Source organism: Pseudomonas sp. NFACC41-3 (genome assembly GCF_900109505.1).
GTDB lineage: Bacteria > Pseudomonadota > Gammaproteobacteria > Pseudomonadales > Pseudomonadaceae > Aquipseudomonas > Aquipseudomonas chlororaphis.
Window position 1 is genome coordinate 887,057 of record NZ_FOAE01000002.1, and the last position, 13,145, is coordinate 900,201.

A 13,145-nucleotide genomic window follows, 5' to 3' on the forward strand; every position below is an offset into this window, starting at 1 on the left:
GCCTGCGCTACTCTTGCGCCACTTATTTGTCTTGAAGCGAAACCATGAGCCAGACCGCGACCATCCTGGTCATCGATGACGAGCCGCAGATCCGTAAATTCCTGCGCATCAGCCTGGTGTCCCAGGGCTACAAAGTGCTTGAAGCCGGCACCGGCAACGAAGGCCTGGCCCAGGCGGCGCTGAACAAACCGGACTTGCTGGTGCTCGACCTCGGCCTGCCGGATATGGACGGCCAGCAGGTGCTGCGTGAGTTTCGCGAGTGGTCGGGCGTACCGGTGCTGGTGTTGTCGGTGCGGGCCAGCGAAGGGCAGAAGGTCGAAGCGCTGGACGGTGGCGCCAACGACTACGTGACCAAGCCCTTTGGCATCCAGGAGTTCCTGGCGCGTATTCGTGCGTTGTTGCGCCAGGCACCCGCCGGCGAAGCGCAGGAAGCAGCCCTGGATTTCGGCCCGCTGACCGTGGACCTGGCGTATCGCCGGGTACTGCTCGACGGTGCCGAAGTGGCGTTGACGCGCAAGGAATACGCCGTGCTGGCGCAACTGGCGCGGCACCCGGGGCGGGTGATCACCCAGCAGCAACTGCTCAAGGATATCTGGGGGCCGACGCACACCGAGGACAGTCACTACCTGCGTATCGTGGTCGGGCATCTGCGGCAGAAGCTGGCGGACGATCCGACCCGGCCACGCTTTATCGTGACCGAGGCCGGGGTGGGATACCGCTTGCTGGGGGCGCAGGAGTGAGCGGGCTCGCGGCCCTCTTTCAGTTCAGTTCGTTCTCGTAGCGGTCCAGGGTGTCGCTGGCAATTTCCCGCCCCAGTGCGATCAGCTCCGGAGCCTTGTAGAACTCGAAGAAACGGCACACCCGCTTGGGCACGTTGATCAGGATGTCCGGCGGGTAGCCGGCGATCTTGTACTGGGCCAGCGAGGTCTGCATGACCTCGAAGCTCTGGTTGATCAGGTCCAGCAGGGAAGCGGGGCCTACGTTATCGATAATGAACGAGCCGGTGGCCGATTTCGGGGCGCCATCGGTTTCCGGAGCGGCGGCCGGTTGCTGGGCCTCGGGCTCGGCGGATTCGATCCAGGGGTTGCCGATGTCGGCTGCTTCGCTGCGCAGCGCTTCCTGTTCGAGCAGCAGCAGTTGTTCGGCTTGCTTGCGGCGAAAGGGCAGGTGCGAGCCCAGGGAGTTGATCAGGTTGTCGAAGCGGCTCTTGAAGGCGGCGGGGCGCTGGATCACCGGCAACTGGTAACGACGCTGGTTGGTCGAGTTGAGGTTGACGGCGATGATCAGGTCGCAGTGGCTGGAGACCACCGGCACGATGGGCAGCGGGTTGAGCAAGCCGCCGTCCACCAGCATGCGATTGCCTTGCATGACCGGGGTGAAGAGGCTGGGGATCGCCGCCGAAGCCCGCATGGCCTGGTGCAGGCAGCCTTCCTGGAACCAGATTTCCTGCTGGTTGGTCAGGTCGGTGGCCACGGCGGTGTAAGGGATGCGCAGGTCTTCGATGTTGATTTCGCCGACGATCTTGCGGATCTGGCCGAATACTTTCTCCCCGCGTATCGCCCCCAGGCGAAAGCTGACATCTACCAGCCGCAGCACATCCAGATAGTCCAGGCTTTCGATCCAGCTGCGGTAGTCGTCCAGTTTGCCGGCGGCGTAGATACCACCGACTACCGCGCCCATGGAACAGCCCGCGACACAGGCGATGTCGTAACCACGTCTTTCGATTTCCTCAATCACCCCGATGTGGGCGTAACCCCGGGCACCACCAGAGCCCAGGACCAGTGCGACACGCTTTTTCATGACTCGATCCTTCGCCAGACAGGTTTCCACAATGCACCCATCGAGGGTTTCGGTTCAATCACTGACTGCCGCCGAGGGCCTTGGACAAAGGGATTTTTTCCAGTGTCTTGCCGCATGGGGTTATGCTCGCGCGGCTATATTTTCCCTGACGAGCCAAGGCACTTTTAGTGGCGGCGATCGTCTTACGTTCACGATTGTTTTTATTGTTCGCAATTGCTTCTTATCGTTCACGACTGTTTCCCCCCTACTTTGAGGTGTCATTGATGAAAGCCTGGATCTGTCTACCGTTGATTGCATTGGTACTCGGTGGTTGTGCTGGCAAGACCGCCTATCGCGACAGCTGCGGTACGCAACTGGATGCGGCCTGGCATGAACTGGACCTGGCCAAGGCCGAAGGTTTCGCTGGCACAGTCAGCTATTCCAAGGCCCTGTCGCTGCTGACCGGGGCCAAGACCCAGCAGCAATTCGAAGCCTTCGAGGGCTGCACCAAAAAAGCCGAGAAAGCCCGTTTCTATATTCGTGAGTCGCGCGCCGGCCGCTGATCGCAAGGCTGTCGTTTGCCGCTAGACTGAAGAGCGCTCTTCAGTTTCCGTCTTGCAGGCGTCGTGAGTGCGCCTGCCAGTCATGCCAGGGCCCGGCCGCAGTCTTTGTGCTGCGAGCCGGGTCATTCGTTTCGGGAGTCAATGATGTCTGCCTTGGTTGATCGGTTGGTGGCACAGGTGTTGGGGCTGGAGGTGCGCTTGCTGGCGTGCCAGGCGCGTTTGCAGGCGGTGACCGACCCCGAGGCGCTGCACGATCTGCGTACCACGGTGCGCCGCTTGCGCAGCCTGTTGCGAGCGCTGCGCGGCTTGCCTGGTGTCGAGCAACTGGAAGCGGCCGCTTCGGCAGTCGGGCAACTGACGACGCCGTTACGCGACCGTGAGGTCCTGGCTGCGTACCTGCATCAGCATGACTACCATCAGGCCGCGGAACGCCGTACCGCGGGGCTGGCGGATGAATACCGGACCGTGGCGACGGGCTCCGAACTCCAGCAACTGCTGCTGGTGCTGGATGCCTTCCCGCGTTTCCTGCGGGCGGCGCAACGTCAGGAACTGTTGCGCGGCTTGCGCAAGCGCATCGAAAAGCGCCTGTCCAAGCAATGGAAGGCACTGGACGAGGCCCTGCACGATCCGGCTCATGATCGGCACCGTTTGCGCCTGCTGATCAAGCGTGTGCGCTACGCCGCCGAGGCTTATCCCGAACTTGCCGAACTGTCTCCCAAGGCGGTCTCTCGCTTGAAGGCCGCTCAGGGCGCGCTGGGCGACTGGCATGATTGCTGGCAATGGCTGGCCCAGGCCGAACGGCAGGCGGACCTGTTGCCTTGTGTTCCGGTCTGGCACGCCACCATGCACAAGGCCGAGGGACGTGCCGATCGGGTGCTCGACAAGCTGAGCGCTGCCTGTTTCCGTAGCTGACTCCCGGCTGGCGGCTTATCTGTCAGTCTTTTTGGCGGGAACAAGTGCTTTACGCGTGTGCGCTGCTGGTTAAGATCCTCGAACCCTTTTCTTGATCAGAGGTGCTCATGCGCTTTTGCGATTTGCTCGATGCCGTCCGCCACCAACCGTTGGAACTGTCGATTCCAACCGAATGGGCGCAGGGACGGGCCAGTTTCGGCGGATTGGTGGCGGCTTTGCAGTATGAAGCCATGCGCGCAAAAGTCCCCGCCGAACGTCCGGTGCGTTCACTGGCGATCACCTTTGTCGGTCCGGTCACCCCCGATGTGCCGGTCAGCTTTGAAGTCGAGGTGCTGCGCGAGGGCAGGGCCGTCAGCCAGGTGCTGGGACGTGCGGTGCAGAACGGTCAGGTAGTGACCCTGGTACAGGGCAGTTTCGGTGCCTCTCGGCCGTCCGAGGTGACGGTTGTCGCCGAGGAAGCGCCCAGCATGAAACATTGGGACGAGTGCCCGGAACTGCCTTACGTCAAGGGCGTGACGCCGGAGTTCATGCGCCATCTGGCAATGCGCTGGAGCATCGGTGGCATGCCGTTCACCGGCAACAAGTCGCGGGACATGGGCGGTTGGGTGCGCCTACGGGGCGACGTGAAGGAAGAGCCCATGACCGAGGCGCATATCCTCGCATTGGTGGACGCCTGGCCGCCGGCCTTGTTACCACACCTGACCAGCCCGGCCCCCGGCAGTACCCTGACCTGGACCATTGAATTCGTGCAGCCACTGCTGGCGTTGAGCACACTGGACTGGTGCAAGTACCGGGTGAATATCGAACATGCCCGTGACGGTTACGGGCATGCGGCCGCGGCACTCTGGAGTACCGAAGGCCGGTTGATCGCGCTCAGCCGGCAGACGGTCACCATCTTCGGTTGAATCCCTCTCAATGCCGGTGGCGCTTGCGCCATGCACGCCACCAGGCGCCGCTGAGGACGAAGCGTGGAAAGGTCACGAATTGTTCTACCAGCAGGCGCTGGACCGCATCTTTACGGTCACTGAACGGCTCGGCGGCTTGGGCCTCCAGGCTATGGCCGTGACGCTGCAGGCCCAAAGCGGCGAGCAGGCCGACCACGCCGATGGCGACGTTGGTGAAGCTCAAGCCGAATACTCCTGAAACCAGCAACAGAAAGCCGACGATGAACAGCGGCACTGCAATCAGGTGCAACACCAGGTTGGTCGGGTTGCGGTGGTTATGCGGGTAGGAGCGCCATTGCCAGGCGGGGAGATTGGGGTGACGTTTACCCATGACAGTGATCCTTGATTCGTAGAAAGCTATGTATCAAGGATAGGTCTCGCGTGGGGCTTCGGCGAATCAAGGCTGGCTATGGGGGCGATAGCTTGGCAAGGGTTTCGCCACGGCAGGGAGGCTGATCCTGCTGCAACGAAACTCGTGGTTTTAAAGCTTCAACTGACCGATGGCCTTGCTCAACTCTCCGGCCAGGGTCGCCAGTTCGTTGCTGGTGGTCGCCGAGTCGACGGTCTGTTGCACGGTGTTTTCGGTGACGTCGCGAATACTCACCACGGCGCGATTCATTTCTTCCGCCACCTGGCTTTGCTGCTCGGCTGCCACCGCAATCTGGGTATTGCTCTCACGCATCTGCGCCACGGCCGCGGTGATTTCCGCCAGCGCCGCTCCGGCTTCCTGGGCCTGCTGTACGCAATCGTCCGCCTTGAACGAGCTTTCCTGCATGAAGTCCACTGCGTCGCGGGTACCGGCCTGCAGGTCGGAGACCATCCGGGTGATTTCGTCGGTGGAGGTCTGCACCCGCTTGGCGAGGTTGCGTACTTCATCGGCGACCACCGCGAACCCCCGGCCCATTTCACCGGCGCGCGCCGCTTCGATCGCGGCATTGAGCGCCAGCAGGTTGGTTTGTTCGGCAATGCTGTGGATCACGTTGACCACGCCATTGATCTTCTGACTGTCCTCGGCCAGGCGCTGGATCATTTCGGCGGTCTGTTGCACGCCGCTGGAGAGCCCGGAAATGGACTTCTGCACGCGGCTGACCACTTCCTGGCCGCTGCCGGCGAGGACATCGGCGGCCTGGGAGCGATCCCGGGTGGCGCCGGCGTGCTGGGCGATGTGATAGACGGTGGCGGACATTTCGTTGATCGCTGTCGCGGCCTGATCGGTTTCGCTTTGCTGGCCCAGCATGCCGTGACGCACATCGTTCATGCTCGATGCCAGGCGCGCGGCGCCGATATCCAGTTGCCGGGCGGTGTTGGCGACGGTGTTGACCACCCGCTGGTAACCCGCCTGCATCGCATTGAAGGCGCTGGCCATCTGGCCGACCTCGTCGGTGCACGACAGGGGCACGCGGGCTGACAGGTCGCCGGTTTTCTCCACATGCAGCATCACATCCTTGAGGGTGTTCAGCTGGCTGAGCAGGAAACGGATCAACAGTTGCGAAGCACCGAGCATCGCCAGCATCAGAATGAACACGGCCACCGCGTACTGGCTGAAGCGTTCGCTGAACACCTGATGCAGGCTTGGCCCATGGGCAAGCACTGCAACCCGTTGGCCATCGGCCCGGGGCAGCACCAGCGCGCCGATCAGAGGGTTTTCACCGAACAGCGGCATTTCGTCGAAGGCCACCCATCCATTGGCGTTGCTCAACTGCGGCAGGGGGCGTTGGTCGAGGCTGGGGATCTGGCCGGCCGCGAAGCTCAGCAGATTCTCGGCATTGGGCAGCGCTTTCCCGGAGGGCCATGCGCCGAGCAGGCTCGCCTGGGCCCTGGCGTTGTGTTGTGAGGCCTGGCTACGCGCTTGCTGCTCCAGCTGGACGGCGTACAGGACCAGTAGCAGGGTGGTCACGAAGGCGACCGCATTGACCGCCCAGAACTTGTATTTCAATGAGATATTGCTGAGCCAGGCACCCATGGAAGGTCTTCTCTGATTAAGCGGAACAGTATTGGCAAGGTGCCATTATTGTGCCGCTATGCAGAGAGTCGAATCTTGATATGCGTCAAGCAATCTCGGGCAAGGCGAAGAAGGCACGGGCGCTGGCGGTACTGTGGGCCGCCAGCTCTTCCTGGCTCTCGCCGCGGTGCAGGGCCACCTCGCGCAACACTTCAGTCAGGTAGGCCGGTTCGTTGCGACCGTTCTTCGGCTTGGGGCGCAGGCTGCGTGGCAACAGATAGGGGGCGTCGCTTTCGAGCATCAGGCGACCGCGGGGAATCTCTCGTACCAGCGGGTGCAAGTGAGTGCCACGACGCTCGTCGCAGATCCACCCGGTGATGCCAATGTGCAGGTCAAGGTCCAGATAGTTGAACAGCGCGCGCTGTTCGCCGGTGAAGCAATGCACCACCGCGGCCGGCAAGCGGTCACGAAAGTCGCGGACTATTTCCAGCAGGCGCTGGCTGGCGTCGCGTTCGTGGAGGAAGACCGGCAGTTGCAGTTCAACGGCCAGGGCCAGGTGTTCCTCCAGCACTTTTTCCTGTTGCCCTCGGGGGGAGAAGTCCCGATTGAAGTCCAGGCCGCATTCGCCCACGGCCTTGACGCTGCTTTCCTTGAGCAGGCTGCGCAAGCGCTGTGCGCTGTCGGCATTCCAGTCGCTGGCGCAATGCGGATGAACCCCTGCGGTAGAGAACAGTTGGCGGCCACTTTCGTCCAGTTGCCGCGACAGCTCGAGCGCCTGTTCGCTGCCCTCGACACTGGTGCCAGTGAGCACCAGCTGGCAGACGCCGGCGGCATAGGCACGGTCCAGTACTGCGTGATGTTTTTCGGCGAAACTCGGATTGGTCAGGTTGACGCCGATATCGATGAGTTGCATGGTGCTATCTCCGCCTGCGGCCGGAAAGCATATCAGAGCTGTAGATTTATAAGAAAAGCCAAGAACTACAACGAGTTGAAGCTGTCTCTTGATGCCGGAAGAAAGGCAGCGGTTGGTTTGCCAGCCGTGGTTGTGCCAGTCTTTCGCATCTTGTCAGCGCTCTAGGCGCTCTGTTTCTGTCGCCCGCGTTTTCGCCATTGCTCGAAAACTCGGACAGTATTCTTCCCGGAGAGCGGATGACGCGACCCTCGGTTTTGCTAGCGTTGTGCTTGTCGTTGCTGCTGCCCCTGCCGGCGGTAGCACGCTTGGCTGGCCCTCCGGAGGCGGCCGTAGCGGGCAAGGTCCGCGACCTGGCGGACATTCGCAGCAGCCGGGTCTTGCGTGTGCTGGTCAACCAGAGTCGCAATAGTTCCGGTGAAGTCCAGGGCCAGGCCATCGGTGTCGAATACCACCGTCTGCGCGCCTTTGAGCAGTACCTCAATGGTCACGCTCGCGACGGTCAGGAAATCAGTCTCAAGATCATTCCCAAAGCCAAGGATCAATTGCTCGGTGCGCTGCAGCGTGGCGAGGGGGATCTGGTCGCTCCGGGAGAGTTGTTGGAGGCGCTACCGGGACAAGCGGTAAGCCCCAGTGAACCGGTCGCCAGCAACGTGCCGTTGCTGCTGGTGGGAATCAAGGGCGAGCGGCGCTACACCCGGCCTGAACAGCTCTCCGGCAAGACCCTGGCGCTGACCACAGGCAGTGCTGCCGGGGATGCGGTGAGCCAGATCAATCAGAGGCTGGCGCTGCATAAGCTGGCGCCGGTCAAGGTCGAGTGGGTCGATCCGAGCCTGGCCGTCGAAGATGTCCTGGAAATGGTCCAGGGCGGGATCTTTCACCTGACCATCGTCGAGAAGCCCATTGCCGAGCGCTGGGGCAAAGTCCTGCCGAAGCTGCGTTTTGATCGGCAACTGGTCATCAGCGAGCCTGGCGAGGAGCACTGGTTCGTGCGGCGGGACGCCTCGATGCTGCGGGCGAGCATCGATCGTTTCCTGAAGGTCTATAAGGCTCCGGCGGATCAGGATGTTGCGTTCTTGCGCATCTATCGACGCCTGTATCAGGTGCATAACCCTTTGACCCGGGCCGATCGCCAGCGCCTGGAAAAGTTGCGCCCGGTATTACAGAAGCATGCCGATGCCCAGAACATGGACTGGTTGAACCTGGCGGCGCTGGCTTTCAAGGAGTCGTCGTTGCAGCCCTCTGCCAGAAGCGGCAGCGGCCCGACCGGCCTGATGCAGATCACCCCGTCAGCCGCCCAGCGGGTAGGGGTCAATAACATCCAGACCCTCGATAACAACGTGCTGGCGGGAGCCAAGTACCTGGCGTTGATCCGGCGCAAGTTCTTTTCCAGTCCCAAGCTCAACGAGCGCGAGCGTATGGCATTTGTCCTGGCGGCCTACAACATGGGGCCGGAGCGAGTGCAGGGTATGCGGACCGAAGCCCGGCGACGCGGATTGAACCCCAATCAGTGGTTTTTCCAGGTCGAGCGCATTGCCATGGAACAGGTCGGAATGGGCGCCGTCAGCTATGTTAATAGCGTCAACAAATACTATTTGGCCTTTGACCGGGAACGCGAATCGTTGGAGCCGCAAGCGCGTAAGGTCGTCTCAAGGAAGTAATCGATAAAGTTGATTGTTATCTTGCTATTTTTGCACTTTTAACATGAGATTTTGTGATTAATATAGCGACCCATTACCCAACACTACAAAGGACTACACAGCATGAGCACACTGATCAAAACCGTACTGAACACCCGTGCAGGCTACGGCCTGACCGTCCTGCGAGTTTTTGTCGGCATCATTTTCGCCGCTCACGGCGCGCAAAAGCTTTTCGGCCTGTTTGGCGGTTATGGATTGGCAGGTACGGCACAGTGGATGGAGAGCATCGGCCTGGCACCAGGACACCTGATGGCGCTGTTAGCGGGCGGTACCGAGTTCTTCGGCGGTCTGGCGCTGATTATCGGTCTGTTGGCACGTCCTGCCGCGTTGGGGTTGAGCTTCACCTTGCTGGTGGCGATTTTCTCCGTGCACATCAGCAATGGCCTGTTCATGGCGAACAATGGTTATGAGTTCGCCCTGGCTCTGCTCGGTGGCACCATTGCGGTTCTGATCGAAGGCGCAGGCAAATTGTCACTCGATGCGGCGATTGCCAAGTAACTTCCGGGAAACACCCAAGGCCCGCTTGTAGCGGGCCTTTTTCGTTGCTGATTTCGTTATTGGGGATTCTTGACACTACCCCGTCGGCTTCTCTAGGATTGTTGCCCATGCGCCGATTTAAACAGCTACTTGCGGGGCGCCAGGTGATTCGGAATATCACCGACAGAAGCTCTACCGGCTTCGAAATACCGCTAAAGCGCTGGTTCGGTGTTGCCTCTCACCTGCCCGGCAGAAAATTGAGGCAGAGACACGACACGATGAATGCACTCCACCCTCCTGTACGTCTTGCGCCAATCACGGCAAATCTTGTTCAGCGCAATCCAAAAATTCTTCTTGGCGGCACACACCAGCCGACATTGCTGCGTTATCTCGATGGCTGGCCACGTCGTAGCACAGGCCCTTCGGCCTTTCTCATCCAGTTCATCGAAGACGGCGAGTCCTTGGCACGTTTTGCCAACGACAGTTTTGATCTTGCGGTGATACAGGCGCCCAGCTCGGAAAATGCTGCGGAAGTCATCCGGCATCTGACCCGTGTGGCTCGACAGGGGCTGATCACCCGTAGGTAAGTACCGTAGGTGATCAACCCGGCAGTCGAGGTGGGGGACCGATGTTTCTGAATTCCTGCTACAGGCTGCATCGATATCAGGGGTTCAAACTACGGAGTTGCGTTTGGCCAGCTCCGCCAGCGCTACCAGATTGGAAACGTTGAACCGCTTTAGCAGCCTGACCTTATAGGTGCTCACCGTCTTGTGGCTGATCAGCAACGCATCCGCGATTTTCTGATTATTCAGACCGCTTGCCAGCAGTTTCAGGACGGTGATTTCCCGGTCGGTCAGTTGGGCAATCAAGACACTTTCCTGGCAGGCGGCGTTTGTATTCTGTTGCAAGGTGCTGATTGTATCCTCGGGGAAGTAGCTATACCCCGAGAGTATGGCTTTTACCGCATTAGCCAGTTCGTTCAGATTATCGTTCTTGCACAGAAAACCAGCCGCACCGGCCTGCAAACAGCGCAAGGCGAAGTTCTTGGAGTTGCTGGACGTCAGCACCAGTGTCTTTATCGGCAGTCCAGCGGACTTGATATGGGAGATAACGGAGAACCCATCCAGGTTGGGTATGTTCAAGTCCAGGATGAGCAGGTCCGGAAGATGCTTGCGTACCAACTGGACAGCGTCCGCGCCATTATCGGCTTCGGCGACGATGTTGTGTTCATGAGGCTCCAGAACGGTTCTTATTGCGAGTCGAATCAACGGATGGTCGTCGACGATGATGATACTTCCCATGCAAGGCATCTCGATATTTAGGGGGAGGGTGCTTTTCGTATTTTATCCGAGCACTCTGAAAACTAAATCAGACGAATCTGATAGTTGTCATTGTGTGGCTAAGTTATGGTTTAGCCCCCTTTTGATCTGGCCAAGCCACCCGTTCTCTATGCGTATTATTATCTTTAGACCGACCTCTCACCTGAAAGGCTCTTGGTTATTCAACATGCTTCTACGTCTTGATCGTGTTATCTACTGGTTCGCTCCTTCTCTGTCTATGTTAATGGGGGTGGCTGGTGTCGCGCTGTGTTTTTTTGGCTGGCAGCAACGACTAATATTGACAGGAGGGGCTGGAGTAGTACTGCTACTGCTGGCAGGAGGATTAATCATGCTATGGTCGAATTATGACTGGTGGTTGTTCAAGCTCAGCCCGCAGAGGGGCTTGAATATTCCTCTTAAGTGAGGTCACAGCTGTCAATGCTATCGGTGATAGTAGGATAAATCGAAAGAATTGATTTTCTGGTAGTGAGTTGTCGGATAATTCCACCTAGAAAATAGGAGTTATCCAGTTGCTGGCATGTGTTGTTAGGAGGTACTTTTTACTCCGTGCTACATATTTTTAGATGCATAATGGAGTCTAAACCGGCGATGCTGCTACGAACTATTTCCATCAAAAACGCAGAGCAGGAAGTTCTGAACGGTGCGGTGCTCTGTAGTTTTGCAATTCCTATGCTGAGCCGCAATTTTCTTGCCTATAGCTTAAATGAGGGGGCTGAGGTCGGAGAATCGCGAGTTTATTTGGCGATGCTAAATAAGGCAGGGCAGAGTTATTCACTGAGCTCGATCGAGGCCGAAGAAGATTGGCGTCAGGTTATTCAAGTCTTCAAGGAAATAGTCACCCATGCGAGCCTGCCTGAGGGGCGACAGCAAGGTGCTGGTGGTAGTGCTGATATTCCTTACCATCTGATTGACCTTAAGAATTGTGTGATACCGACAGGGAATCTATCGGATCATCGTTCACTCACCATCAAGAAAAATCTGGTGATGAAGCTCATCTCGTCAGAGGCCTCGGTTGCCTGCCTGCCTGCAATTGACAGCGCTGAACTCGGAGTCCCTGAGTTCGATGTCTCTATTTCCATGGTTTCTCAAGATACTCCTGCGGCACAGGCTGTCGCGGAGCACATGGATGAGGTTTCTGATTCGAATGAGCATCGCTCGCCGGGAGCCGTTGAGGATCTTGAAGGCGATGTATTCGATGGTGCTCCATCCGGATTTGCTCCGATTGGAGATCCAGAGGAGCTCTCTCAAAAGCCAGGAAAAGTTGAGACGGATATAGAGAAGGTTCTTACTGATGCTTCATTATTTACCGAGAGTTTTCAATACGATATGACTGAAATGCCGACTACGAATGCCGAAAAACATGTCGACTCATCTGAAATTGATGCTCCCTTGTCTGGCCATTTGACACCTGAGGTTATCGCTGACCCGTCTGCCAACTCGGAGACCGACATTGGGCGCCTGTCCCAAGGTATACAGAACACATTGGCTGGCTTGGCGGAAGTAGTTCGCGATTTGTCTTCGGAGGAAACGGTGAAGTTGATCCAGAGTGAAGAGTACGACCTGTCGATATTTGACAGTGTTCCAACTTTGATGGATAGGCAGGTTCAGGCTACCGCAGATATCGATCAATCCGCTCAAGTTGCTGGGGATGTAACACCGGATGAGGTGGCTGATTGCCCAATTCCCTTAGAGAACTCATTGGATGAAACGCAGTTTCTGATGGCGACGCTTCCTGAGGCTGAAGCTGCACTTCAGGGGGCGGATACCGATCACCTACTTCTTGATGTGGAAAGCACTTTGTCTAATCTTGCACTTATGGCGCAGGAGTTGACACAGCAAAAGTTGGTTGCAGTGAAGCAACAGGAAGCTTTGGAGCTTTTGAAGGAACAGTTGCAAGAGCGAGAGCGTAAACTTCATGAAAAAGAAGAACACCTGCGCCAGGTACAAAGTCAGCTTCAGCAAGAGAAAATCACGATCGATAAGTCCGCTGAGCATAATTCCCGAGTGATTGCGGAACGCAGTGCTGCGCTTCAACAGCTGGCTGAAAGTGTAGAGTCCAGAGAGCGAAGTGTTGCCCGGCGCTCTGAACTAATGCAGCTTGAGCAGCAACGCCTTGATGAAATTTCCGCTAAGCAAAGTATCCGCGCAGTCGAACTGGAAAAGAGAGACGCCGGAATCCAGCAAAAAAATACAGAGCTAGTGGAAAGGTTAGCGCAGTTGTCCAGCACCCGTAAGAAGCTCAGCAATATTGTAAAAGGCTTCAATGAGACGGTGACCTTCAATAACAGCCTGCATAGCATATCCAGTACATTGCTCAGCGATGATGAGTAAAGCGCTCCTGCTAGAATTACAGTTCTCTTTTTCAGTGTATTGGGTATTTCAATAAAGCCGTATTTGGCCTGTGTGAAAAGACGGAGAATGCAGTCAGACGGCTCAAGCTGGAGAGAACTGATGGGGTGTATCCGGTTTTAGATATGTGCATTCTGATGTGGATTCGCACGTGGGTTTGATGCCCCATTGACCTATCACGACCGCTTTTTCGTACAAAACCCAAGCGGTAGTGTTATCGGCCTGTTCA

Annotated in this window: 13 protein-coding genes; 8 read left to right on the forward strand and 5 right to left on the reverse strand. The window is 57.9% G+C overall.

Annotated features, from left to right (window positions below; all coding sequences use genetic code 11):
- Positions 1–44 precede the first annotated feature (44 nt).
- Positions 45–740: a response regulator gene (locus BMY68_RS13535; RefSeq protein WP_085531724.1), complete on the forward strand. Its 696-nt coding sequence runs from the start codon at positions 45–47 to the stop codon at positions 738–740.
- Positions 741–759: 19 nt separating this feature from the next.
- Here BMY68_RS13535 and BMY68_RS13540 read toward each other — a convergent pair whose 3' ends face one another.
- Positions 760–1,800 (reverse strand): patatin-like phospholipase family protein, encoded by a 1,041-nt coding sequence (locus BMY68_RS13540; RefSeq protein ID WP_085531722.1) that lies wholly within the window; start codon positions 1,798–1,800, stop codon positions 760–762.
- Between the two features lie 263 nt (positions 1,801–2,063).
- Here BMY68_RS13540 and BMY68_RS13545 point away from each other — a divergent pair, with 263 nt between their 5' ends.
- The 3 genes from BMY68_RS13545 to BMY68_RS13555 all read left to right on the forward strand — a co-directional run bounded on the left by BMY68_RS13545 (position 2,064) and on the right by BMY68_RS13555 (position 4,159).
- Entirely contained in the window at positions 2,064–2,342 is a 279-nt protein-coding gene (locus BMY68_RS13545) for a hypothetical protein (RefSeq protein ID WP_007931360.1), read from the forward strand.
- A gap of 144 nt (positions 2,343–2,486) precedes the next feature.
- Positions 2,487–3,254, forward strand: coding sequence for a CHAD domain-containing protein (locus BMY68_RS13550; protein ID WP_009044975.1), 768 nt, complete (start codon positions 2,487–2,489; stop codon positions 3,252–3,254).
- 107 nt (positions 3,255–3,361) lie between these two features.
- A complete protein-coding gene (locus tag BMY68_RS13555; protein ID WP_085531720.1) occupies positions 3,362–4,159 on the forward strand; it encodes an acyl-CoA thioesterase in 798 nt (265 codons plus the stop codon).
- Positions 4,160–4,166: 7 nt separating this feature from the next.
- On the opposite strand, the gene BMY68_RS13560 is transcribed toward BMY68_RS13555, so the two are convergent.
- From BMY68_RS13560 to BMY68_RS13570, 3 genes are all read right to left on the reverse strand, one after another.
- Positions 4,167–4,529 carry an Mpo1-like protein gene (locus BMY68_RS13560; RefSeq protein ID WP_007931363.1) on the reverse strand — a complete coding sequence of 121 codons (363 nt, stop codon included), beginning with the start codon at positions 4,527–4,529 and terminating at the stop codon, positions 4,167–4,169.
- 150 nt (positions 4,530–4,679) lie between these two features.
- Positions 4,680–6,161 (reverse strand): methyl-accepting chemotaxis protein, encoded by a 1,482-nt coding sequence (locus BMY68_RS13565; RefSeq protein WP_085531718.1) that lies wholly within the window; start codon positions 6,159–6,161, stop codon positions 4,680–4,682.
- Between the two features lie 85 nt (positions 6,162–6,246).
- Complete coding sequence (locus tag BMY68_RS13570; RefSeq protein ID WP_085531716.1) at positions 6,247–7,053, reverse strand: TatD family hydrolase; 807 nt, start codon at positions 7,051–7,053, stop codon at positions 6,247–6,249.
- A gap of 236 nt (positions 7,054–7,289) precedes the next feature.
- On the opposite strand from BMY68_RS13570, the gene BMY68_RS13575 reads away from it, so the two are divergent.
- From BMY68_RS13575 to BMY68_RS13585, 3 genes are all read left to right on the forward strand, one after another.
- On the forward strand, positions 7,290–8,711 hold the full coding sequence (locus BMY68_RS13575) for an MltF family protein (protein WP_062825074.1): 1,422 nt from the start codon (positions 7,290–7,292) through the stop codon (positions 8,709–8,711).
- 102 nt (positions 8,712–8,813) lie between these two features.
- Positions 8,814–9,248: a DoxX family protein gene (locus BMY68_RS13580; RefSeq protein ID WP_007931371.1), complete on the forward strand. Its 435-nt coding sequence runs from the start codon at positions 8,814–8,816 to the stop codon at positions 9,246–9,248.
- Positions 9,249–9,505: 257 nt separating this feature from the next.
- Positions 9,506–9,814, forward strand: a complete 309-nt coding sequence (locus BMY68_RS13585) for a hypothetical protein (RefSeq protein ID WP_037035956.1) — start codon at positions 9,506–9,508, stop codon at positions 9,812–9,814.
- An 84-nt stretch (positions 9,815–9,898) separates the two neighbouring features.
- Here BMY68_RS13585 and BMY68_RS13590 read toward each other — a convergent pair whose 3' ends face one another.
- Complete coding sequence (locus BMY68_RS13590) at positions 9,899–10,528, reverse strand: response regulator transcription factor (protein WP_007931372.1); 630 nt, start codon at positions 10,526–10,528, stop codon at positions 9,899–9,901.
- Between the two features lie 627 nt (positions 10,529–11,155).
- On the opposite strand from BMY68_RS13590, the gene BMY68_RS13595 reads away from it, so the two are divergent.
- Positions 11,156–12,898: a hypothetical protein gene (locus tag BMY68_RS13595; protein ID WP_085531714.1), complete on the forward strand. Its 1,743-nt coding sequence runs from the start codon at positions 11,156–11,158 to the stop codon at positions 12,896–12,898.
- Positions 12,899–13,145 lie beyond the last annotated feature (247 nt).